The 24,661-nt window shown below is 39.8% G+C and carries 15 protein-coding genes; all 15 read left to right on the forward strand.

Features of this window, described 5'->3' with window-relative positions; genetic code table 11:
* Nucleotides 1-217: 217 nt before the first annotated feature.
* On the forward strand, nucleotides 218-994 hold the full coding sequence (locus AC0L7T_RS10670) for a cupin domain-containing protein (RefSeq protein WP_473342605.1): 777 nt from the start codon (nucleotides 218-220) through the stop codon (nucleotides 992-994).
* A gap of 159 nt (nucleotides 995-1,153) precedes the next feature.
* Nucleotides 1,154-1,735 (forward strand): RNA polymerase sigma-70 factor, encoded by a 582-nt coding sequence (locus AC0L7T_RS10675; RefSeq protein ID WP_473342607.1) that lies wholly within the window; start codon nucleotides 1,154-1,156, stop codon nucleotides 1,733-1,735.
* A 139-nt stretch (nucleotides 1,736-1,874) separates the two neighbouring features.
* Complete coding sequence (locus tag AC0L7T_RS10680) at nucleotides 1,875-2,870, forward strand: FecR family protein (protein WP_473342609.1); 996 nt, start codon at nucleotides 1,875-1,877, stop codon at nucleotides 2,868-2,870.
* Between the two features lie 94 nt (nucleotides 2,871-2,964).
* A complete protein-coding gene (locus AC0L7T_RS10685) occupies nucleotides 2,965-6,291 on the forward strand; it encodes a SusC/RagA family TonB-linked outer membrane protein (protein ID WP_473342610.1) in 3,327 nt (1,108 codons plus the stop codon).
* A 13-nt stretch (nucleotides 6,292-6,304) separates the two neighbouring features.
* The gene (locus AC0L7T_RS10690) at nucleotides 6,305-7,984 is read left to right on the forward strand and encodes a RagB/SusD family nutrient uptake outer membrane protein (RefSeq protein ID WP_473342613.1); all 1,680 of its coding nucleotides are present in this window, start codon (nucleotides 6,305-6,307) and stop codon (nucleotides 7,982-7,984) included.
* Between the two features lie 253 nt (nucleotides 7,985-8,237).
* Nucleotides 8,238-10,625: an FAD-dependent oxidoreductase gene (locus AC0L7T_RS10695; RefSeq protein WP_473342614.1), complete on the forward strand. Its 2,388-nt coding sequence runs from the start codon at nucleotides 8,238-8,240 to the stop codon at nucleotides 10,623-10,625.
* A complete protein-coding gene (locus AC0L7T_RS10700) occupies nucleotides 10,618-11,736 on the forward strand; it encodes a hypothetical protein (protein ID WP_473342616.1) in 1,119 nt (372 codons plus the stop codon). Before AC0L7T_RS10695 ends, AC0L7T_RS10700 begins: the two co-directional genes overlap by 8 nt.
* A gap of 68 nt (nucleotides 11,737-11,804) precedes the next feature.
* Nucleotides 11,805-13,310: a sulfatase family protein gene (locus AC0L7T_RS10705; protein WP_473342617.1), complete on the forward strand. Its 1,506-nt coding sequence runs from the start codon at nucleotides 11,805-11,807 to the stop codon at nucleotides 13,308-13,310.
* A gap of 117 nt (nucleotides 13,311-13,427) precedes the next feature.
* The gene (locus tag AC0L7T_RS10710; RefSeq protein WP_473342619.1) at nucleotides 13,428-15,140 is read left to right on the forward strand and encodes an FAD-dependent oxidoreductase; all 1,713 of its coding nucleotides are present in this window, start codon (nucleotides 13,428-13,430) and stop codon (nucleotides 15,138-15,140) included.
* A 111-nt stretch (nucleotides 15,141-15,251) separates the two neighbouring features.
* On the forward strand, nucleotides 15,252-16,649 hold the full coding sequence (locus AC0L7T_RS10715; RefSeq protein WP_473342620.1) for a Gfo/Idh/MocA family protein: 1,398 nt from the start codon (nucleotides 15,252-15,254) through the stop codon (nucleotides 16,647-16,649).
* Between the two features lie 137 nt (nucleotides 16,650-16,786).
* The gene (locus tag AC0L7T_RS10720; RefSeq protein ID WP_473342621.1) at nucleotides 16,787-18,469 is read left to right on the forward strand and encodes an FAD-dependent oxidoreductase; all 1,683 of its coding nucleotides are present in this window, start codon (nucleotides 16,787-16,789) and stop codon (nucleotides 18,467-18,469) included.
* A gap of 173 nt (nucleotides 18,470-18,642) precedes the next feature.
* Nucleotides 18,643-20,415, forward strand: coding sequence for an arylsulfatase (locus AC0L7T_RS10725; RefSeq protein WP_473342622.1), 1,773 nt, complete (start codon nucleotides 18,643-18,645; stop codon nucleotides 20,413-20,415).
* Nucleotides 20,416-20,424: 9 nt separating this feature from the next.
* Nucleotides 20,425-22,449 (forward strand): FAD-dependent oxidoreductase, encoded by a 2,025-nt coding sequence (locus tag AC0L7T_RS10730; protein WP_473342624.1) that lies wholly within the window; start codon nucleotides 20,425-20,427, stop codon nucleotides 22,447-22,449.
* Between the two features lie 484 nt (nucleotides 22,450-22,933).
* Entirely contained in the window at nucleotides 22,934-23,740 is an 807-nt protein-coding gene (locus AC0L7T_RS10735) for an alpha/beta fold hydrolase (RefSeq protein ID WP_473342625.1), read from the forward strand.
* Nucleotides 23,737-24,534, forward strand: coding sequence for a sensor histidine kinase (locus tag AC0L7T_RS10740; RefSeq protein WP_473342626.1), 798 nt, complete (start codon nucleotides 23,737-23,739; stop codon nucleotides 24,532-24,534). Before AC0L7T_RS10735 ends, AC0L7T_RS10740 begins: the two co-directional genes overlap by 4 nt.
* Nucleotides 24,535-24,661: the final 127 nt, after the last annotated feature.

Below are 24,661 nucleotides of genomic sequence, written 5' to 3' on the forward strand. Positions count from 1 at the left end.
TCGTAACCGAAAGCTTTTGAGGCAAGTTTGAACAGTAGAATTTTCCACAATGATCTGAGAGGCGGTTGCTGTATTCAATGGATCAACACTTACTATTTCTTTTTAAATCACAAAGTAAATTGGTTCTTAACAGGTCAGTATTTTTTAGAAATAATTTGGAGTCCAATGAAATTGTTGTTTTATTGTTTGATTAAGCAAATTAACAATACCCAAAATCATGAAAAAACTGCTCTTACTTTTATTACTTGCCTTCCCCACGTTTCTAAATGCCCAACAATTTCCCCTACCTTCTGCTGTTTTTGAGTGGAAGATGTTACCAGCCTATGTAGAAGGTGGAAATGAAATAAGACCAATTGCTGATGGCCCTACTGAAACGTTAGATAATTTCCGTGTCAATCACTACACACTCAGTAATGGAAAAAGTATCTCCATCAAAAAGGGAGATGAAAAGCTGATCCTAATAGGTTCTGGTAAGCTTGAAATCAATCAAGGGGATAAAAAGGATCAGTTGGGAAGTAGAAGTGTGGCTTGGGTACCAAATGACAAGACAGTTAAAATTCAGCACTTGGGAGATGAAACTACCTCGTTTTTTGTGATAGAATGGGAGGCTGATAAAGTTGGAGATGATTTTATACCGGATGTAACTTCCATGACCAGCTATGATTATCAAAAATTACCATTTAAGGAAAGTGCAAAAGGTGGAAGAAGGAATGTGGCAAGAGGGCCGACGCCTACCTTACAAGAATTGGAAATGCACATTACCACGCTAAATGAAGGTGAAAAAAGTCACGACCCTCATCAGCATGCTGATGAAGAAATTATAGTAGTGCTTCAGGGGGAAGTGGAAGAGATGATCAATGGAGTTCCTTACCATCTTGGACCCGGCTCACTTATCTATTTGCATGCAATGGATGCGCATGGCATCCGCAATGCAGGTAAGGGTGCATGTGAATATTATGCTATTCGTTGGATTACAAAGAATACTGGTAAATAACTATTATTGTAGTAGAATTAAGGAATAGGTCAATTTTTTACTTAAATATTATTAGGCTATATTGTCTTTCTAAATCTATATTAATTATACTAACTTATTCCTTTCGCTTTTCACTACTTTTGGCGGATACTAGTACCACCAAGCAATAATACCATGGGTATGCTGAGGAAACATACAGACAATACTTTGCTGATCTCCCTTAAACAAGGAGATATGGCTGCCTTTGATGAATTGTACTTCCGGTATGCCAAGAAATTAATGGCTTTTTCTCTTACCTTTTTTGCTGATCAACAGTTGGCGGAAGAAGCCGTGCAGGAAGTTTTCGTAAGGGTATGGGTACGAAGGAAAAAATTAGATCAAACCAAATCATTTAAAAGTTACCTTTTTCAAGCCGTTAAATTCTATATGTATAACTATATACGGGATAGGAAGAAGGATTGTAGCCTGGAGGTATTGTCAGATGATAATGTGATTGGCGCTAGAAACCAAGAGGATGATTTTACCTACAAGGAAATGGAAGGCATGATGATGGAGTTAATAGAAAACCTTCCTAAGGTTCAAAAAGAAGTTTTTAAGTTGAATAAATTGAAAGGCATGAACAGTGAGCAAATTGCTCATCAGATGAAGTTGTCCAAAAGGACTATTGAACACCATATTTACCTGGCTTCAAAATCGTTGAAAAAAAACCTTCTCCAAAACCCTACCTTAAGCTTGATTTTATTTACCAACATTTTCCTTTGAATGATTTAATTTTGTATATGGATTAAAGTGCCTTTGCCACTATTTTTCAACGGTCACATTTCTTTTTTGAAATATTTTTTACCTGAGGTTAAGTAAATGGGGTGGTTAATGTTTTATATACCAAATTACAATAAACCCATTGGAACGAGAGATTATTATTAAATTTTTAAATCGAGTAGCCAAGCCTGAAGAAAAGCAGCAGGTTTTGGAATGGCTAGAGCAGCCCGGTGCCAAAAAAGCACTGGATGATATATTACAATCAGAGTGGGAGATTACTATCCCAAACGAAGAGGATGGAACAGATTATAAAAAACTTCTTCATCAAATCCATACCAGGACATCCGCCGCTAAAGGCGACAAACCTTCAGTCTCCATTATACCTTGGTCAAGAGTTTTTAGAATAGCAGCAAGCTTTGCTCTTTTGGTAGGGAGCATTTTTTTAATTAAGAACGGACTTGAGTTTAAAAAGGAAACAAAACCCTTAGCGGAAAAAACAATCCACCGAAACACGGGTGTAGGCGAAAAATTAACACTCAAGCTTCCAGATGGTACTACTATTGTCTTAAATGCCAATTCCAGCATTCGTTTTACTTCAGGATTTGGTAAGATAAACCGACTTGTAGAATTGACTGGAGAGGGATATTTCCAGATTGCCAAAGATAGTCTGAGACCGTTTCAGGTTAAAACAGAAGGAATGCGAACCACCGCCTTGGGAACGGCTTTTAATGCTTTTGCAAGAGATGGCATTTATGCGGTTGCACTTACAGAAGGCAAAGTTGCCATAGAGGCCAGTGATAAAAAACTAAAATTAAAGCCAGGACAAATGTTGATTTTGAATAAGCGCGACAGCTTGTCAAACATTGAAGTAAAGTCTTTTGAATACAATGAGGTAGTGGGCTGGAAAGAGGGAATACTAAACTTTGACAGGGTTTCATTAGGATCTATTTTAAATGACCTGTCTAAATGGTATGGTGTTAAAATAATAAATGAAGATGGTTTCAACCTAAACAGAAGAGTTATCGGAACTTTCCGTAATAAAAACCTGAAGGATGTATTGACAGGACTTGGGTTTTCAATGGGTTTCGAATTTAGCATTGATAAGAACCAGGTAATAATTAAAAAAAGTAGCCTATGAAATAGAAAAATAAAGCAGGGCAATACTCCCATCGCCAAATGAAATGAATTACCCTGCAGACCTTAAAATTTTAACTTTAAAATCATTTAAAATTATGAAAAGAAAATTACTGTACCTAATTAAAATGGTATCTAAAAACCTATTATATGGCTTGTTGATGCAGTGCTTGTTTATGACAACACTAGCTGCTCACGAGATAAATGCTCAGATCAGGCCCATTGATAAATCCTATATCAGGCTTAACAAAGTTCAATGGGATCTGGAGGAGATTTTCCAAAAGGTGGAAAATTCAACTGATTATCAATTTGTACTTCCAGAAGATATTTTGGACAATAACCCAAAATTAAACTTAAAAAATAAGCGACAGTCAATCAATGATTTGTTGATGGATATTGCAGTCTCTGCAAATTTAAAGTTCAAGCAGGTAGACAATGCCATTTATGTAGCGGGTTTAACTGATGAGGTTAGTAGTAGAAAAATTGAAATTACAATTGATGAACGTCCTATAAAAGGTAGGGTGGTTGACAGTAAAGGAGTGGGAATACCAGGTGCCACTGTATTGATACAGGGTACCAATATGGGAACAGCCACGGATATTGACGGCAACTTCTCTTTGGAAATCCCGGACAATGCTGTTTTGATTTTTTCCTTTATCGGCTATGAGCAGCAAATTGTTTCGGTAGGCAACCAAAGTGAGGTCAATATTACGATGAACGAAGACCTTTCTTCCTTGGATGAAATAGTAGTCGTCGGTTATGGTACGCAGAAAAAAGTAAATCTAACTGGAGCGGTTAGCTCCATTTCTTCCAAGGAGATTGTCAATCAACCCGTTGGTCAAACTTCAATGGCTTTGCAAGGAATAGCACCAGGCGTTACCGTGACGCAGAGAAGTGGACAGCCAGGCAGTGATGGTGGTTCCATTAGAATCAGGGGTATTGGTACACTAGGGGATTCGAACCCACTGGTAATGGTAGATGGAGTAGAAACAAGTCTCAACAATGTAGATCCAAATGAAATTGAAAGCATCTCTATACTAAAAGATGCCTCTTCTGCAGCGATCTATGGTGCCAGAGCTGCAAATGGAGTTGTGTTAATTACAACCAAACGTGGTGTTGATGGGATAAGGGTAAACTACAACATGTATGCTGGTTTTCAAGTACCTACACAACTTCCAAATATTGTAGGGGCCATCGATCATATGGAAATGGCCAATGAGGCCTTTACCAATATTGGCAATGATCCCCAGTATACAGATGAGTACATTGCAGCTTATAAAGCGGGCATGCCTTCTGATCTATATCCAGATACAGATTGGCAGGGAATTACCATGAGTAATGCTGCCTTTATGCAAAACCACAATGTTAGCATTAACGCAGGAAGCGAAAAGGCGAAGCTTTTTGCTTCTGTAAGTTACCTGGATCAGGAAGGTATAATCCCAAACACAAGTTTTAACCGATTTAATTTGAGACTTAATTCAGACATTAATGTGTCTGAGCGGTTGACACTTTCTACGGATATATTTTTAAGAAGGGCTTTACAAACCCAACCATCTAGTGGAACAAGTTATATTTTTCACTGGATGAGAAGAATCCCTTCAAACGAAGTAGGCATTTTATCCAATGGCCTCTACGGTGAAGGATGGAACGGTGACCACCCTTTGGCAAGGGCTAAAGATGGTGGGTTGAACACCAATGAAAGCTTGGATGCCATCCTGAATTTTCGCCTGAAGTATAAAATTACAGAAGGACTAAATGCAGAGGTGATGTATGCGCCTAAATTTTGGAATCCACACAATAAGAGTTTTTCCAATATTACCCAGACTTATGCCAGAGATGGAGTTACCCCAACTCACTTTGTTCCCCAAAGAAACTCATTGTCGGAAAGTTTTAATCGGGAATGGTACAATAATATTCGAGCCATTGTCACCTATGACAAGACCTTTAATGAAGTTCATACCATAGGCGTTACAGCAGGTTATCAGCAGGAAGACCAAACCAATATGTGGATTTCAGCTTACAGGGAAGTATTCCCATTGCCTCAATATGAGCAGATCAATGCTGGTAACAGGGCCAATGAAAGAACAGGAGGAGCGGCCTCCCATTGGGCCTTACAGTCTGTATTTGGAAGGGTTGCCTATAACTTTGATGAAAGGTATCTTTTGGAAGGCAATGTTCGAAGGGACGCTTCTTCCAGGTTTGCAGAAGGAAACAGGTCAGGGATTTTCCCTTCCTTTTCTGCTGGATGGAGAATTTCTGAAGAATCATTTATGCAGGACTATTCAGGTTTAATTGACCAATTAAAACTTCGAGCTTCCTGGGGTCAATTGGGTAACCAAAATATTGGTCTGTATCCTTTTGCTGCTTTTATGGCTTTAGGTGGTAGTGCTCAGGATTATGTCTTTGGCGGTGCAAATGCACCTGGTGCAGCGCTGAACAGTATGGCCAATTCCACAATTAAATGGGAGACCACAGAAACAACAGATTTAGGACTTGAGTTTAACCTCTGGGGTAAATTAGATGTGTCTGCTGATTACTATGTAAGAAGAACGAAGGACATTCTTTTGGCTTTAAATATACCTCAGACCATAGGTCTCAGTGCACCTTTCCAAAATGCTGGTGAAGTTGTAAATAAAGGCTATGAATTGATGGTTAATTATCGAAATAAGATAGGCGACCTTAACTACAGTATTATGCTGAATTATTCTGATGTTCTCAATGAAATTGTGGACATGAGAGGAATCGAAAACACAGGACTGACTGTAAATAGAGAAGGTTATCCTATAGGTTCTTTCTTCGGTTATATAGATGAAGGCTTGTTTCAGTCTCAGGAAGAAGTAGACAATCATGCGGATCAGTTTGGCAATATTGCCCCAGGTGATATCAAGTATAAAGATGTCGATGGTGATGGAATGATCAATGACCGTGACCTTGATGTGATCGGGAGCTCAATACCGAGACATACTTTTGGTGCACGTTTTAATGCAGATTATAAAGGATTTGATCTATCCATCTTTTTACAAGGAGTAGGCAAGGCCGATGGGTATTTGTTTGGTCAGGGAATCATGCCTTTTTATTTGGGGGGAACGGTACAAGAACAACACAAAGACCATTGGACACCTACCAATACGGATGCCGCTTATCCTAGATTGGCCTGGAACCAGACCAACAATGAGCAAAACTCAAGTTTTTGGATGAGAAATGCAGCTTATTTAAGAGGTCAAAACATTCAGGTAGGATATTCATTTTCTGAAGCTGCTTTAGCACCACTCAATATTCAGGGAATAAGGATCTACCTAAGTGGTAGAAATCTTTTTACCATTCATAATTTTTATGAAGGTTATGATCCAGAAGCACCTGTTAGTAATGGTGGTTGGTATCCGCAAATGGCTACTTATACTATGGGTTTGAATGTTAATTTCTAAACACTGAGAACTGATGAAAAAGATAATTATATATACAATATTGATACCTGCTTTACTATTTTCTTCAGCATGTAATGAAGAATTTCTAGAGCGCTTGCCACTGGATTCGCCTTCAAGTGAGACCTATTTTGCCAACGAAACTGAATTGGAGATGGCAGTCACTGGAGTTTACAACAGACTTTGGTATTTTCCTGTAGGCATAGCCTGGTTTTTATCCTTCGATTTTGCCTCAGATGATGGCTGGGATCGTAATGGTAGTGCACTACAGGCCCTTGGTAGAGGAGAGCAAAATGCCGACAACGGTTATACCAATGGTTTTTGGTCACATTTCTACAGAGGAATTAACAGGGTGAATTTCATAACCTCAAAGGGAGACCATTTGAGGCAAGAGATGGATCCGGCAAAATACGACAGACTAGTAGGAGAAGCGAGGTTTCTCAGGGCGTATTTTTATGCTTACCTGACAGAGCTCTATGGGGATGTGCCTTTGGTGACAACTAATCTAACACTTGAGGAATCGCAGACCCCAAGGTCCTCGAAAGAGGCAGTGATTGATTTTGTCCTTTCAGAGTTGAATGAAGTGAAAGATCAACTTCCAATGAATGCTGCTGAGAAGGGAAGGGTCACCAAAGGTGTGGCACTTGCATTGATATCAAGAGTGGCATTGTGGAATGAAAGATGGGATGAATCAGCTGCGGCTGCCAAAGAACTGATGGATGCTAATGCTTATCAAATTGATCCTGACTATGAGGGGATGTTTACCTTTGCAGGAGACAATTCTAGTGAAGTAATCATGCGAATTCAATACTTAAGAGGAGTTGCAACGCACAATATGCCAAGAAATTTTTGGTCTAGAATGGCCCTTGGGCATTCCAATAAAAAGCCACCTCAGGACATGGTAGATACCTATGATTGTATTGATGGATTACCTATTGACGAATCTCCACTATTCAATCCTCAAAGTCCTTTTGAAAATAGAGACCCAAGATTGAACTATACCCTAGTAGTACCGGGCTCGCGATTGGTAAACTGGATTTATGAAACCCATAGGGACAGTACCATGACCTGGGAATTCAGGGGAGATGAGAAGATTAGAGTGCCTAATATAGAAGCGTCACACGCTTATGCATCCTTTACTGGCTATTTATACAGAAAACACATAGATGTAGCCAATTATCCTACAGATGTGGGGTCTACGGATCAAAACCTTACCATTTTCAGGCTTGGAGAGGTGTTGCTAAATTATGCAGAGGCAAAAGTAGAATTAAATCAACTTGATGAAACTGTTTACGAAGCTTTAAATGCCATTCGTGGAAGAGAATCTGTGCAAATGCCAGCTATTGAAGGTGGAAAATCCCAGGAGGAATTGAGGAATATTGTTCGCAAGGAGAGAAGACATGAACTGGGAATGGAAGGTTTTAGGTATTTTGATATCCGAAGATGGAAAGTAGCTGAAGACATAATGCCTGGCCCTTACCGGGGAAGAGTCAATAGATATGGCGGCGGCGGCTGGCTGGCTGAGGCCCCTATGATTGATGAGATAGGCACCCCTAACTACGACAATATCAGCAATGCCGATGAAATGGTAGTGGTGGAAACCAGGGCATTTAATCCAAACAGGGATTACTTATGGCCGATTCCAAGGATAGAACTAGAAACCAATACTGCATTGACTCAAAATCCAGGTTACTAAAACCATGCAAGGAACTGTGGATTGAAAATAACCAATAAAGTAGGATTTGCCTGCTCCGAGTCCAATAGCCTCGGAGTAGGTGAATTCTCTTTTTGTTGTGCAGGATTTTTCTAGGATCAAAATTAAAGTAATCACAAGCACTTCGTATCAATTTATTGAATTCAGACCTAATAAAACCATTTAAGTTCGGCTTAGCATTTCCCACATAAGGGTAATTCCATCATTTTAATGTTACAATTAAAATCCTTTAAATATGAAATTCATTGAGAACAAATTCTTAAAAAAAGGAATCCTCGTTTTTTTTGGACTGATGGTCTATTCTGTTACTATAGCCCAGGATTTGATTTGGCTGGAAGCTGAGAAATTTGATAAACTAGGAGGCTGGACCAGTGATTGGCAATTTCTTGATCAGATGGGCTCTTCTTATTTGTTGGCCTCAGGTATAGGAACTCCTGTAAAAGATGCCCAAACCAAGATGGAATTATCTCACAAAGGGAAATACAGGGTTTGGGTGAGGTCCAGAAACTGGGATACTACCTACAGTCCGGGGCAATTTTCTATATTGGTAAATGAAAAACCAGTACAACAAACTTTTGGAAAATCAGCAATTGAGGGCTGGACTTGGGAAGATGGAGGAATAGTTTCCTTGGTTAATCAAAATGAATTAACGATAAGAGACAATACCGGTTATTATGGACGTTTGGATGCAATCGTATTTTCTTCCGATCTCGATTGGACACCTCCCAATGACAGATCCTCCTTAGATGAGTTAAGGAAAAAATATCATGCCATCAGCCCTAATATTGTAGATAAAGGAGAATACGATGTAGTGGTGATTGGCGGTGGCCTGGCCGGAACCTTAGCAGCAGTAGCTGCTGCAAGAGAAGGATCAAAAACTGTTTTGATTCAAAATAGAGATCAGTTAGGAGGAAATGCAAGTCTTGAGATTTTGGTTCCTCCAGTAGGGGTTGTGCAAACCAACCTGGAAGAAGAATATAAAAAATTTGATGTCCGCGAAACGGGCTTGATTGAAGAAATTGCCTCCTATGGCAATCAAAGATATTTTACAGATGGTAAAAAATACCCGGATCAACTTTTAAAGCTGGTGCAATCAGAACCCAATCTTGATCTATTTTTAAAAACCCATGCGACGGATGTCATCATGGATGAGGACAAAAAATCGATCAAAGCCGTAATTGCCATTTCTGTTCCTGACGGAAACCGGCTTAAATTCCGTGGTGAAATTTTTATGGACTGTACTGGCAATGGGATCATAGGCGTAAAAGCGGGCGCTTCCCATATGTATGGTAGGGAATCCAAAGAAATGTTTAATGAGACAAAAGCATTGGATTATCCGGATACCACCACATTGCCAAGTTCTTTGAAGTATTGGTATGAAGATACTGGTAGCCCACATAAATTTGTAAGTCCATCCTGGATTTACTCTTTCCCTACCTGTGAGGATTTTGGTCCCGGAAGGCATCCTCAGATGGGATTGATAGACCACCAATGGATGATTGAATTAGGAGGGACCGACAAGACCCACGGGAATGCAGAAGGGGTTAGGGATGATTTGTTTAAACTGATTTATGGTATTTGGGACCATGTAAAAAATCATTGTGATGAGTGGAAAGGGTCTATGGAAAATTATAAGCTTGTATGGATGGGACACGTGGTGGGTGTCAGGGAAAGCTATCGACTAGAAGGTGACTATGTCATGTCCGAGAAGGACATTACTGAACAGCCACTTCTCGAAGACAGAATTGCCTATGGTGGATGGGGATTGGATGACCACCCTTCATTAGGCTTTTTTGATAAGGAAAGACTGAACAACCATACCCACAGGGGTGTGCTACATTCCATACCCTATAGGAGTTTGTATTCAAAAAATATTGATAACCTTATGATGGCAGGTAGAGATATATCGGTCACCCATGTAGCCCTCACTGGAACAAGAGTGATGCTGACTTGTGGAATTATTGGTCAAGCAGCTGGGACTGCTGCAGGAATGGCCATTAAAAATGATGTCAGCCCAAGAGGAATCTATCAGCATCATTTAAGTGAATTACAGCAAAATTTACTGAAACAAGGAGCCTATATGATAGAACTCCCAAATCAGGACCCAAATGATTTGGCTTTGTTGGCTACCGCAGAGGCATCTAGTGAGTTAAGCCCTGCTAAACAAGTTAATAATGGATACTCTAGGGCCAGATTGCCCACAGCTTTTCCATTTGCGACTTTCGAAACCAATGCATGGGTACCTGACACTACAGGTTTAGGTACACACTGGATAGAATTAAATTGGGATCAAGCCCAACAATTCAATATGGTTCATTTGGTGTTCCAAAATAGGGGGGATTTGGCAATAAAAAAATTCAATATAGAATACCAGAGAGAAGGGAAATGGACCCTTTTAGGTGAAATTGATAATCCAGAAGGTTTCAGACGTTTGGTTTTGCCGGTTAAAAATACCAAGTCCAATAAATTAAGGATAACTTTAAAAGATGAAAAAGTACCCGGTGGCATCTGTGAAATAAGGGTATATAAAGAATCACCGGAATCCCTGGAAATGGCTCAGAGATCTATGAAGGTTATGAAGACTGAAATAGGAGAAGTCAACCTCCCATGGGAAAATGATTGATTCATTTGTCATAAAAACCTTACCAGGGTTGACGTTTTTGGCATTGATGGCCTTGGTGATAAAGGGATTTTATAATGAACCTATTGAATACCAGAAAAGTAAGGGGAGTTATGATCCTGGAGAAATAATATTGATCGACAAAAAAGTAGTGGATTTTTCGGATTCTTTAATTAACGACACCTTGTACATAGGTAAAATTTATGAAAACCAATTGCCAATCGTTTTTCGGGAGTTGAATGCAGGAGTATGTGAAGATAAATTATGTTTGCCAGTTGATCTGTACCTATTTTGGTCCTTTTCAGGTAATTATTTGGGAATAAGGCCCATAAAACCATTGACAAAAAATAGACATGTTCCATTTTCGGAAGCAGATTACCTGAAGCTTCACCGCTTGCTTGGTGATCCTCAGTCGCTTTTGGCCAATTATACATTGGGAGACCTTACAGCAAAGGAACCGGATAATCCGAAAGTGGACGGGATAAGTGCTGCCACCCTGAAGGATATACAGGGGTATATTATTGATGGTGCTGCTTATACCACGCATACTTTGTGGCACATGGCTTATGGACCAATGCGGGACAGTGTTAGGCTTGTGTCTACTGAATATGTGGACCAGGATATTTTGACCAAATACCTGGACAGTTCTAACCGTCAGGACATTTTATGGGCCTTGCATCAGTTCAAGAAAAAAGCCCAAATATTTCCTGGGCTGATTCCTGTGGTACAGCAGGTTATGACTGGTAATGATCCAGTTATAAGCAATTTGGCCTTGGGAAGTGTGGTTACATCTGAAATGAGTAATGAAAGGATCCAACAGGTTTTGTTAGATGTGTACATACAAGTAGATTACAATACCAAGAGAGGAATGATTACTTATTTTAAAAGCTTAGAAGGTTGGTACTTCTCTTCGATAATCAAAATTATTGAAATTTTAAGTAAGGAAAACAATAGATTAAACGATGTCCTTTTTGGGCTACTAAAAGATAAAAGTAAAGTAGCTTCATTGACTAAAGAAAATATTTATCAATTAATAACTACTGAAAATGACCAGCAAAGGCAATGGGCCAAAAGGTATTTAGATGAGATTGGCATTGAGAAAGAAATGTGGTAATGCCAATTATGGTTGATAGAAAGTAAAATGAGAATTATATATATAAGTAATATTAATTTATTGGCTGAATGAGATTTATACAGATTGCTATGTTGGTTTTTGCCTATATGCTTATGTCCTGCGATGCAGGGGAGAAGGAGGAATTAACGGAACCTTTACCTAATATTCTCTTTATTTTTGCAGACGATCTGGGTTATGGTGATTTAGGTGTATACAATCCAAATTCAAAAGCGCTAAGCCCTAACCTCGATCAATTGGCAATGGAGGGGATTCGGTTTTCTGAAGCATACTGCCCTGTATCAGTTTGTTCTCCCAGCCGTTATGCGCTGATGACAGGAGAATACCCTTGGAGAAGTTGGAAGAAAACCGGTGTGATGGCGAATTATGAACCTTCCATGATTGAGGATGGAGTACTAACTTTGCCTCAAATGCTTCAGAATGCAGGCTATCAAACAGCCGGATTTGGGAAATGGCATTTAGGTACCACCTTTCCTACGAATGACGGTGAGCCTCCAATTGGGTATGGGAAATTTCAGGATGACCAGAATGGTGCTAATATTGATTTCACCCAAGCACTGAGTGATGGGCCTTTGGATAGGGGGTTTCAGCATTGGTTAGGTTTTAGTTGTGCCAGTGAATGTTGGATATTCGAAGACAAGCAGGTGGTAGGGGCACTCATTCATGATCTGTACACGATCGAAGCTGCCTCAGGAACCGAAAACCTCAATAAGATTCCTCTGCAGGGATATTTGCCTTATATCACAGAGGAAAGCATTAATTACCTACAAAACTTCAAAAAAAGTGGTGGAGAAAAACCATTTTTTCTCTATTATTCTCCCTATGTTCCCCATATTCCATTGGCTGTTGATGAGGACTTTATAGGCAAAACAGATGCTGGACTTTATGGAGATTATGTGTTTGAGCTGGATTTCTATGTTGGCCAAATAATAAAAGAACTAGCGCTTCTCGGTTTAAGAGACAATACGCTTATAATTTTTGCCAGTGACAATGGCTCGCAGTTTATTGCTACAAGTCGGGAAGGAGACAAAGAGCAAGTGACAAATAGCCCAAAGGATGTGAACAAGAAAATACATCCAGATGCACACCGGCCCAATTTTCCTTTTAGAGGTACCAAATGGTCTGTTTATGAAGGAGGGGTACGTACCCCAATGATAGCAAGTTGGACAGGTAAAATTCCAAAAGGACAGGTGAGCAATCAACTCATTGCGCTGAATGATATTTTACCAACTTTAGCAGCGTTGGTAGGGGAAACATTATCTGAAGATTCAGCTATAGATGGGCATAACCTATTGTCCGCTTTTTTTGGCGGTAAGGTGACTTCAGGAAATAGGGAATCAATAGTGGTCCGGGGCAGTGGGAATGCATATGGTTTGCGTGAAGGGAAATGGAAGGTGCTTGGTAAATATCCTTTTGTATCGCCAGTGGAACTGTATAACCTGGAGGAAGACCCTGGGGAGACGAATAATCTGGCTAAGGAAAATCCTGAAATGGCTGATAAATTATTAAAACAATTGAACGATCATTTAAATGCAGCCATTACTGCGGAAAATTAACAGGACTAATTTTGCTTTTGGCCCGACCATTTCACCATTTAAAAAAAACAAATAATAACTTATAATCAAAGACTGGAATAGTAACCAAATAGGATACATTCCTTAAATTTAAACACTATGAAGCAACTGTTTACAGCATTTCTACTTCTTTTCACCTCATGGATTGCTCATCCATCGCAGGCACAAAATTCCTCTTATGACCTGGTCGTCTATGGAGGTACTTCAGGTGGTGTCGCAGCAGCCATTCAAATGGCTAGAATGGGCAAATCTGTAATTCTTATTGAGCCTTCAAATCATTTAGGTGGGCTTACCACCGGGGGATTAGGCGCCACAGATATTGGGAACAAAGACGTAATAGGAGGTATTTCCTTAGAATTTTACCAAAATATCAAGGCTTACTATGACAATCCAGAGGCCTGGAAATATGAGGGTAGGCTAGATTATTTGACGAGGCCGGACCAAACAAGATCCAATGAAGGCGAAGCGGCCATGTGGACTTTTGAACCATCAGTAGCGATGAAAGTCTATAAAAAGATGTTGGCGGAGGAAAATATAGTTGTCGTAATGGATAAACGCCTAAACAGAGCAACCGGAGTCAAGACCAATGGCAATAGAATTACTTCCATTACCATGGAAAGCGGGGAGACTTATTCAGGTAAAATGTTTATGGATGCTACCTATGAGGGAGATTTGATGGCCGCTTCAGGGGTGAGTTATACAACCGGTAGAGAAGCCAATAGTCAGTATGGAGAAACCCTTAATGGTGTGCAAGCCAATTTTTATAACCTTACCCTAAAAGGGAATGTTTCCAGAAATGCGATCCACCATAATTTCGTACCGGGTGTAGACCCTTATGTGGTAAAAGGTGATCCATCCAGTGGATTACTGCCATTTATAATTGAAGGTGGACCTGGTTTGGATGGCACTGCAGACAAAGGGATTCAGGCTTATTGTTATCGTATGACCTTAACCAACCATCCAGAGAACAGGATTCCATTCGAGAAACCTGCAAATTACAATGAACTTGAATATGAGTTGTTGTTTAGGAATTATGAAGCAGCCAATGGACCAATAGAAAAAATGTACCATTATGGGGATCCATTGGTGCCTTGGATCAATACACCCATGCCCAATAAAAAGACGGATACCAACAATCAAAAAGGGTTTTCGACAGACTTTATCGGTCAAAATTTCGATTATCCTGAAGCAAGTTATGCGGATAGGGAAGCTTTTAGCCAAAAACAATTGGGGTACCAACAAGGGCTGATGTGGTCATTGGCTTACCATCCAAGAATTCCAAAAAAAGTGAGGGATGTAGTGTCCAAATGGGGAATGACAAAAGATGAGTTTAAGGATAGAAATGGATGGACGCCTCAACTGTATGTAAGAGAGGCAAGGAGAATGGTAGGTGATTATGTCGTTACGCAAGCTGATTGTGAGGGACTGGTCCCACAAGTAAAAGATGGAGTAGGCATGGGCTCTTATGGGATGGATTCCCATATGGTACAACGCTATGTAGACCACAATGGCTATGTTCAAAACGAAGGTAACTTTGAAGCTAGGGGCTTGACCGCCTACCCAATATCTTATAGATCGATTGTTCCCAAAAAGGGAGAAAAAGAAAACCTTTTGGTGCCAGTTTGTATAAGTGCCACTCATGTTGCTTTTGGATCAGCTAGAATGGAACCCGTATTTATGGTTTTAGGCCAATCTGCAGCCACTGCTGCTGCCTTAGCAATCGACCATCAGGTGGCAGTTCAGGATCTTGACTATAATTTATTGGTTGAAATCCTTCGCAAAGACAATCAGATTTTAGAATATCAGAAATAATTGAATCCGAAATTTCAGTGTTGAAACCAGCCTTATTTAGACTTTCGTGAATTCTGCATTAACATAAATAGTATTGTTACATTGCATTTAAACTTATAAAAGCAAATAGTTATGCCAATTGAACCCCAAAACCACAGAAGATCTTTTTTGAAAAAGTTATCGACATCCACGGCCTTGGCAGTGGGTGCACCAATAGCAATTGCCTCTAAAGGATTTGAATCCTCCACTTACCTTGACTTGGTAAAAAGAAAAGCGGTGTCTGCCAATGATAAAATCCGCGTAGCTGTCATAGGTACTGGAGGCATGGGCATAGGTGATGCCAATACGGCCTTGATGGTAGATGGCGTTGAAATTGTAGCAGCTTGTGACTTGTATGATGGAAGACTTGTTCGCGCCAAAGAACTTTGGGGTTCAGAGATATATACGACCAAAGACTACAGAGAGATTTTAGAAAGAAGTGATGTGGATGCTGTTATCAATGCGACCACTGATCATTGGCACCAAAAAGTGTGTTTGGATGCCATGCAAAAAGGCAAACATGTCTATTGTGAAAAACCAATGGTACAACGTTCTGCAGATGGTCACAGCATTATTGACATGCAGAAAAAAACCGGAATGGTATTTCAGGTTGGTAGTCAGTATGTGAGCTCCATCATTCATGCCAAAGCAAAAGAACTGATAGCGGCTGGAGAAATTGGGGAGATTAACTTTGCTGAAGCACAGATTGACCGACACAGTGCGAGAGGAGCTTGGCAATATACAGTTCCATTGGATGCCTCCGAGGAAACAGTCGATTGGGATACTTATCTAGCCAATGCACCAAAAAGAGATTGGGATCCACTTCGTTTTTTCAGGTGGAGAAACTACCAGGATTATGGCACAGGCGTAGCGGGTGATTTGTATGTGCACATGCTTTCCATGCTGCATTTTGTCACAGGATCTAAGGGGCCTGAAAGGGTTCAGGCTACTGGAGGTTTGAGGTATTGGAAAGATGGAAGAGATGTGCCTGATATTCATTTGGGATTATTTGATTATCCTAAATCGGATGCTCACCCTGCATTTAACCTGTCATTGAGAACCAATCTTGTAAGTGGGGGAGGAAATAATTTTCTGTTTAGAATAGTGGGTTCGGAAGGGGACATTACCATCGATTTTAATGGTTTAAAATTACGCAAAACACCTTTCCCCAAAGATCCTGGGATGTCCTTAAACAGCTTCCCGGAAGCCATGCAGGAAGCACTCAAAGCTGCTCACAGTAAAAAATACCCTCAGAAAGCTGAAATGGTTGGGCCTTCTGAATTTGAATTCAAAGTACCTACTAACTACAAGGGAGATAGGTATGAGCATTTTGTCAATTTCTTTGAATCCATCCGCGATGGGAAACCTGTAGTGGAGGATGCAGTATTTGGACTTCGGGCTTCTGGTCCAACTGAAGCAGGCAATATCAGTTATTTCCAAAAGAAAATTGTCGGGTGGGATCCTGAAAACATGAAGCTTGTAGGGGCTTAGTTGAATTCAGGATTATCTTTTATGATTTACTTAAAAGGTATGGGGATGAGGGTATTTAGTGATTGAATCCACCTCTAGGAATATAAAAAATAAAATCATATAAAAATTAATAAATAAGCATTTAACCCAATGAAACAATGAAAAAAACAGGTATTTTAAAGACTGTGTTGTTAAACCTTTCTTTGCTTTTCGTTTTTATGGCTTGTGGCCCAGCAACTGAGCAGGAAGAAACAACAGATGTAATAGTATATGGCGGCACATCTGGAGCAGTAACTGCAGCAATACAAGCAAAGAAAATGGGCAAATCAGTAATAATGATTTCTCCGGACAAGCACTTAGGAGGTTTGACGGCCGGTGGTTTAGGCTGGACGGATACAGGGAAAAAAGAGGTGATAGGAGGCCTTTCCCGTGAATTTTACCAACGTGTATATGAAAAATATACAGAAGATGGTGCCTGGAAATGGGAAGCCCAATCTGATTTTGGAAACAAAGGTCAGGGCACACCTGCTATAGATGGAGCGTTTAGAACCATGTGGATTTTTGAACCCCATGTTGCTGAGGAAGTCTATGACGAATGGATTGAGGAATTAGGCATTGAAGTTCTTCGGGATGAATGGTTGGACAGAGAAAGTGGAGTTACCGTTGAGGACGGAAAAATCACAGCTATTCGTACATTGAGTGGCAAGGAATTCAAAGGTAAAATGTTTGTAGATGCCACCTATGAAGGAGATTTGATGGCAGCTGCTGGGGTCAGTTACCATGTAGGAAGAGAAGGAACAAGTGTATATGGTGAGGATTGGAATGGAGTGCAGACGGGTGTTTTTCATCACAAGCACCATTTCAAAGCAGTAGATCAACCGATAGATCCTTATATTATTCCAGGTGACCCTTCCTCAGGTTTGCTTCCTAAAATAAGTGGAGAGGACCCAGGTGTTAAAGGGGAAGGGGACAACAAGGTTCAGGCCTATTGCTTTAGAACTTGTATGTCTATAAATCCAGACAATCAGGTGCCTTTCCCAAGACCAGACAATTATGATTCTACCCAATATGAATTGCTAGGTCGAATTTTTGATGCAGGATGGACAGAATGGTTCGGTAAATTTGACATGATTCCAAACAAGAAAACGGATACCAACAATCATGGACCATTTAGTTCTGACAATATAGGGATGAATTATGATTACCCTGAAGCCAGTTATGAAAGAAGGCGAGAAATCATCAAGGAACATGAGGACTATCAAAAAGGACTTTTATACTATGTAGCCAATGATCCCAGGGTGCCAAAAGAAACCCAGGATGAATTTAAAAAATGGGGCTTGGCCAAAGATGAATTTACAGACAATGGTAACTGGCCACATCAAATTTATGTAAGGGAAGCCAGAAGAATGGTTGGTAAATATGTCATGACTGAAAACGAGTTATTACAAAAAAGACCTACCCCTGAATCAGTAGGAATGGGATCCTATACCATAGATTCGCACAATATCCAACGCTATGTGGATGAGAATGGACATGTCCAAAATGAAGGAGACGTGGGAGTTCCATTGCCACAACCTTATGAAATTTCTTATGGTTCTTTGGTACCTAAAGCCGACGAAATTCAAAATCTAGTGGTTCCTGTGGCAGTTTCTGCAAGTCATATTGCCTTTGGATCCATTCGAATGGAGCCAGTATTTATGATCTTGGGACAATCGGCTGCTACTGCAGCGGTAATGGCTCTGGATGAAGGTGTCAGCGTACAAAAACTTCCTTACGCAGATTTAAAAGCAAAACTTTTGGAGGATGGTCAAGTATTGACTTTAGCTGATAAAATTAATTAATACTAAGATTTTATATAAAGAATAGTGTTGATATACTGAATTTAAGTGTTTCAAAAGTAGGCAATAAAGGACCAATGACTTTAAAAAGTTTGCAGTACCTGTTGCTTACTTTTAATTTCTTTTAACTTCCAAAAAACTTCCATAAGGTAATTGTTGATTTTAAATTAAAATATATGCCTGTGAAATTTACTGAAACCTGTATATTCTTCTGCTTGTGCTTGTTTTCTTTTATGGCTTGTAAGTCAGAAGAAAAGGAGGAGGACAGACCGAATGTTGTAATCATCCTATCCGATGATCAGGGTTGGGGAGATTTAAGTTTTACGGGTAATCCGAACTTGCAAACCCCAAATATTGATCAATTGGGTGTTGAAGGGATCAGCTTTGATCGTTTCTATGTTTCTCCGGTTTGTTCTCCAACTCGGGCAGAAATGCTTACTGGAAGGTATCATTTGCGTGGAGGAGTCAGTGGGACTTCTGCAGGGCAAGAACGGCTTGACCTTGATGAAGAAACTTTTGCAGAAGTACTTCAAAAAGAGGGATACCTAACAGGCGCTTTTGGCAAATGGCACAATGGCATGCAATTTCCTTACCATCCCAATGCCAGAGGGTTTGATGAGTTTTATGGCTTTTGTTCCGGACATTGGGGGAATTATTTTAGTCCTCCGCTGGAACACAATGGCAAACCCGTTCAAGGTGAAGGTTTTCTTGCCAATGACCTGACTACCAAAGCCATGCAGTTTATTGAGAAAAATCAGGAGCAACCTTTTCTAGTTTACCTGCCCCTAAATACACCCCATTCACCCATGCAGGTTCCTGATCGTTGGTACGATTCATTCGCTAACAAATCCTTGGATAGCCTGGTGAATGATGAGGATCAAGCGTTTACCAAGGCAGCTTTGGCCATGTGTGAAAATATTGATTGGAATGTGGGAAGAATTATGGACCAGTTAAAATCCCTTAATCTGGAAGAAAATACAATTGTCATTTATTTTAGTGACAATGGTCCAAATAGTTTTAGGTGGAATGGGGGAATGAAAGGCAGAAAGGGATCCACGGATGAGGGAGGCGTTAGAAGTCCTTTTTTCATGCAGTGGAAAGGGACCATTTCCGGAGGGGAAGTGATCAAAGAAATATCGGGTGCAATTGACCTTTTTCCAACATTAATGGAATTGCTGGGGATAAATCACAAGGCTGCTAAACCATATGATGGTATAAGTTTAACACCATTGATATTTAAAGATGCAAAGGACTGGGGAGATAGAATAATCTACCGACACTGGAACAACCGAACGAGTTTAAGGACTCAAAATTTTCTTCTGGATCATGAAGGCGCTTTGTTTGACATGAATAAGGATCCTTATCAGAAGAATCCGGTTCAAGATCAAAATCCTGAAGTTACCGCCAGGCTTATAGCCGCAAAAGTGGCATGGGAAAGTGAAATGGCTGATGAACAAGCCAATGAGCCCAAGATTAGGCCATTTACTTTAGGGGCTCCAGAAGCAATTTATACACAAATGCCAGCCCGAGATGGTACTGCTCATGGTCAGGTCCAACGTTCCAATCGTTTTCCCAATGATTCTTTCTTTACAAATTGGACGAGTTTGGAAGACAGTATCACCTGGGACGTAGAGGTATTAGAAGCGGGAAAATACCAGGTAGTGATATATTATACATGCCCTAAAAAAGACATTGGTGCCACCTTCAGGCTTCAGGTAGGAGAGAATTACCTGGACGGGAAAGTGGAAACCGCCCATGATCCCCCGATCAAAGGAATGGAAAATGACCGAGTGGAACGTATGGAGTCTTACGTTAAAGATTTCAAAGCCATGTCTTTGGGTGAAATAAATTTGGACAGTGGAGAAGCCACTTTATCCTTGAAAGCACTTGAAATTCCTGGTAGTCAGGTAATGGATTTAAGATTGATTGTATTCACCAAAACCAATTGAGAATAAGTAATGAAAAGACAATTAAATTATTTAGTAATAGGCTGTTTGATTTTATCAAGCTTGATGTTTTCATGTTCGGGCTCTGAAAAAGCAGAAGAGGATACTTATGATGTAGTCGTGTATGGAGCCACATCCTCTGGGATAATAGCAGCTTATACCGCTAAAACCATGGGCAAGTCAGTGTTGCTGATAGAACCCAGTCAGCACTTAGGTGGTTTGACTACCGGGGGGCTTGGGTATACAGATATAGGGAATAAAGTTGCCGTTACTGGGCTTTCAAGGGACTTTTATCGGAAACTAGGAGATCATTATGGGAAGTTTGAACAATGGATATTCGAACCAAGTATTGCCAAAGCGACCTTTCAGGAGTATTTAGATCGGGCAGGAATCACAGTTCAATATGGGTTAAGAATTCAAGATGCAGTCAATAAGGATGGATGGGTTTCTAAAATCTCTTTGGAAAATTCGAACAACCTTTCAGAACCGTTAAGGGAAGTGTCAGGTAAAATGTTTATTGACGCTACCTATGAAGGTGACTTGATGGCCAAGGCAGGCGTCAGCTATGACATCGGTAGAGAGGCCAATGATAAGTATGGGGAAACCTATAATGGCGTTCAATTAATGAATGGCCATCAGTTTCCTGACGGCGTTGATCCTTATAAAACTCCAGGAGATCCTTCGAGTGGATTGCTGTGGGGAATCAGTGAGGGTAGTCTGGCGGAAGATGGTACTGAGGATGATAAAATTCAAGCTTATAATTATCGTATTTGTTTGACCAATGATCCAGGAAATCGGATAGAAATAACAAAACCAGAAGGTTACGACCCAGCTATGTTTGATTTATTGGTCAGACTTTTTGAAGCACAACCTGAGAAAAGAAGCCTTGGACAATATTTTATCTGGAGTCGAATGCCAAATAGCAAGACGGATATTAACAATCGGGGAGGCTTCTCTACAGATATGATTGGAATGAATCACGAATATCCGGAAGGAAGTTATGAAAAGAGAAAAGAAATAATAGATGCCCATACGCTTTACACGAAATCACTTCTTTACTTCTACAAAACCGATCCAAGGGTGCCAAAAGAACTTCAGGATGCCATTCAGGAATGGGGTTATCCAAAAGATGAATATGTAGATAGTGAAAATTGGACGCCACAATTGTATGTGAGAGAAGTGAGGAGAATGATAGGAGAATACGTAATGACTCAAGCCAATTGCGTAGGTGAGGAAGTAGTAGCGGATGGTGTTGGAATGGCTGCTTACACCATGGATTCTCACAATATCCAACGTGTAGTTGTAGAAAAGGATGGTAAGAAAATGGTGAAGAATGAAGGCAATGTTGAGATAGGTGGTTTCGGCCCGTATCCAATTGCTTATAGGTCTATTATACCTAAAGCCAATGAGGCAAAAAACTTGCTTGTACCTGTTGCCCTTTCTGCCAGTCATATTGCCTATGGGTCTATCCGAATGGAACCAGTATTTATGGTCTTAGGACAATCTGCTGCAGTTGCGGCTAGTCTGGCCTTGGATGAGGGGCAAGCTGTTCAGCAGGTTTCCATCAAAAAGCTACAAGGAGAACTCAGTTCAAATCCATTGGCAGATGGAAGTACAGCAGAGGTATTAGTGGATAACGATGATGAGGGTGTAGTCGTTACTGGAGATTGGGAAATTCAAAATAGACATGGATATGGCCCTACACTTTTGAAAAACGCAGGAAAGGACAATTCAATTAATACAGTACGTTTTAGTCCAAAGGTGGTAGAAAATGGTAAATATGACATTTATGTCTATTTCTCTGGAACCGAGGACGCAACCAGTCAGACGAAAATCATCATTTCTGATGGAAAAGCAGAAAAAGAGGTTTTTGTAAAAGAAAGCGATATTAGAGTTGAAGGCCAGACGAGAGGAGAATGGGTAAATGTAGGTGCTTTTACCTTGGAAGTAGGTACTAATCCTTTTGTTACTGTAAGTACAGAAGGTGCCGATGGCACTGTTGTAGCTGATGCAGTATTGTGGGTGCCTGAAAAATAATATTTTCACTACTGTTTATTGAATAAAACTTAGTTAACCAGTTTCAAAAAGTTAAAACTTTTTGAAACTGGATTTTTTAACTCTATTTGGAGTGTTGGAATCAAAGCTGGAATATGACCGGAGTTGCTGATTTTGTGGCTTTTCTCATCAGGTAATACTATTCCATTAAATTTTCAGGGCTAATTTTTTTTCAGCATGAAGGTAAGATGTATTCAATAGCTGGTATGGAAATAGAAATGTGGTTTAATTTTTGCATTCTGTATTCTTGATTTATCCTGTTCAATTTTTTTAGGGTTTCAGGATTGTGATCAAGTGTGTTTTTTTGAATGTTTCAAGTTATACACACTGATAAAAATACAATGGAAAACCTTACTTGTAACTTTTTAACCGAACAAAAAATAAATCCGTTTTAATAAAAATCACCTAGTAAAATTCATTCTTAATCAGCTATTAATGAACAGGTTTCATTAATGCTTAAAAGACTATGAGTATAAATAAAATAGTAAAAAACAATATAAAAATTTTTGGTAACGGCAAGCAGCCTATAGTATTTGGCCATGGGTATGGTTGTGATCAGAATATGTGGCGATTTATCACGCCTGCTTTCGAGAAAGATTATCAGGTTATTTTATTTGACCTTGTTGGCTCTGGGAATTCAGATCAAAGCGCTTATGATTTTGAAAAATACAATTCTCTCACAGGGTATGCTCAGGATCTAATTGAAATGATTGTTGCACTTAATCTCTCAAGCGTGATATTTGTTGGTCATTCTGTAAATTGTATTATTGGTATACTGGCTGCTACCGAAAGGCCTGATCTATTTGATAATTTGGTATTAATAGGGCCGTCACCTTGCTACACCAATGATGGTGATTATTTTGGAGGCTTTACTAAAACGGATATCGATGAATTGGTAGAAACATTGGATAGTAATTATTTAGGTTGGTCCAGTTTTATCACTCCAATAATTATAGGGAATCCTGAGTTGCCTGAATATTCCGAAGAATTAAAGAATAGTTTCTGCTCAATGAACCCTGATATAGCCAGGCATTTTGCCAAGGTGACTTTTATGGGGGACAATAGAGAGGATTTAGAAAATGTATCTACACGCACTTTGATTCTTCAAAGCCATCCCGATGTAATTGCACCTGTGAGGGTTGGAGAGTTTGTCAATCAACAGATTAAAGAAAGTAATTATGTGCTATTGAATTCCTCAGGGCATTGTCCTCACCTGACTGCCCCTGATCAGGTTATTTCAAGTATACAATCCTATTTAGCCAACACAAATTGATAGAACAAGCCTATACAGAGGATTCTGAAGACCTATACCAAAATGCCCCTTTTGGTTATATGACTACGAGTGCTGACGGAAAAATCGTCAACATCAATGGTACATTGCTAAAGTGGTTGGGATATGAAAGAAAAGAGATTGTTCTTCAAAAATCCTTTCAGGATTTGTTGGGTATGGGCGAGAAAATTTATTTCGAAACCCACATATTGCCCATGCTGCATATTCAGAGAGAAATTTCTGAAATCAACATTGAACTGAAAGGAAAGAACTCAAGGAAATTGCCCGTTTTGCTAAACGGGATGAGAATTTTAAAAAGCTCAAGCATAGCGCCATTTTTTAGGTTTTCAGTGCTAAATATTACCCGAAGAAAACAGTATGAGGTGGAGTTGATAAAGGCCAGAAAACAGGCGGAACAAACTGTCGAACGGCTCAGACAGGTCAATGAAGGACTGGAACATTTCGCCTATACAGCTTCCCATGATTTGCAAGCCCCATTGAATACAATTTCCAGTTTGGTGGGATTACTGGAAAAAGAAGGGTATCTCCCACCTGACAGCGACGGAAAAATGTATTATTCCCTAATTTTAGACAATACCCAGAGGATGAAACTTATGATCAAAGACCTTCTAGATTATTCCAAAATTGAAGGGAATGAAAAGGAATTCGAAGAGGTTTCGTTAAATGAAGTTTGCAGGTTTGCGCTTGAGATGATTAAAAATCAGGTGAAAGAAAACAATGCTACTTTCACTATACCTGCATTACCTTTAACCCACATTGCAGCTTTTGGTCGTTAAATTAGAAATTTCAGTTTATTTTCTGTTTTTAATCTGCAAATTATTCGTACCCCCCTACGATCAAATTTTTTTACGCTCTCCACGGGGCCTTCATTTGGTTTGTAGTACACAGAGGGTATTGGATTTG

It is taken from the genome of Cyclobacterium sp. 10D3-21 (assembly GCF_055809755.1).

What these genes read in the sequence shown, in the direction of transcription:
- AC0L7T_RS10695 (WP_473342614.1), top strand. Translation starts at nt 8,238, where the DNA reads ATGAAATTCATTGAGAACAAATTCTTAAAAAAAGGAATCCTCGTTTTT.
- AC0L7T_RS10720 (WP_473342621.1), top strand. Translation starts at nt 16,787, where the DNA reads ATGAAAAAAACAGGTATTTTAAAGACTGTGTTGTTAAACCTTTCTTTG.
- AC0L7T_RS10710 (WP_473342619.1), top strand. Translation starts at nt 13,428, where the DNA reads ATGAAGCAACTGTTTACAGCATTTCTACTTCTTTTCACCTCATGGATT.
- AC0L7T_RS10715 (WP_473342620.1), top strand. Translation starts at nt 15,252, where the DNA reads ATGCCAATTGAACCCCAAAACCACAGAAGATCTTTTTTGAAAAAGTTA.
- AC0L7T_RS10730 (WP_473342624.1), top strand. Translation starts at nt 20,425, where the DNA reads ATGAAAAGACAATTAAATTATTTAGTAATAGGCTGTTTGATTTTATCA.
- AC0L7T_RS10670 (WP_473342605.1), top strand. Translation starts at nt 218, where the DNA reads ATGAAAAAACTGCTCTTACTTTTATTACTTGCCTTCCCCACGTTTCTA.
- AC0L7T_RS10675 (WP_473342607.1), top strand. Translation starts at nt 1,154, where the DNA reads ATGCTGAGGAAACATACAGACAATACTTTGCTGATCTCCCTTAAACAA.
- AC0L7T_RS10705 (WP_473342617.1), top strand. Translation starts at nt 11,805, where the DNA reads ATGAGATTTATACAGATTGCTATGTTGGTTTTTGCCTATATGCTTATG.
- AC0L7T_RS10735 (WP_473342625.1), top strand. Translation starts at nt 22,934, where the DNA reads ATGAGTATAAATAAAATAGTAAAAAACAATATAAAAATTTTTGGTAAC.
- AC0L7T_RS10700 (WP_473342616.1), top strand. Translation starts at nt 10,618, where the DNA reads ATGATTGATTCATTTGTCATAAAAACCTTACCAGGGTTGACGTTTTTG.
- AC0L7T_RS10685 (WP_473342610.1), top strand. Translation starts at nt 2,965, where the DNA reads ATGAAAAGAAAATTACTGTACCTAATTAAAATGGTATCTAAAAACCTA.
- AC0L7T_RS10725 (WP_473342622.1), top strand. Translation starts at nt 18,643, where the DNA reads ATGCCTGTGAAATTTACTGAAACCTGTATATTCTTCTGCTTGTGCTTG.
- AC0L7T_RS10690 (WP_473342613.1), top strand. Translation starts at nt 6,305, where the DNA reads ATGAAAAAGATAATTATATATACAATATTGATACCTGCTTTACTATTT.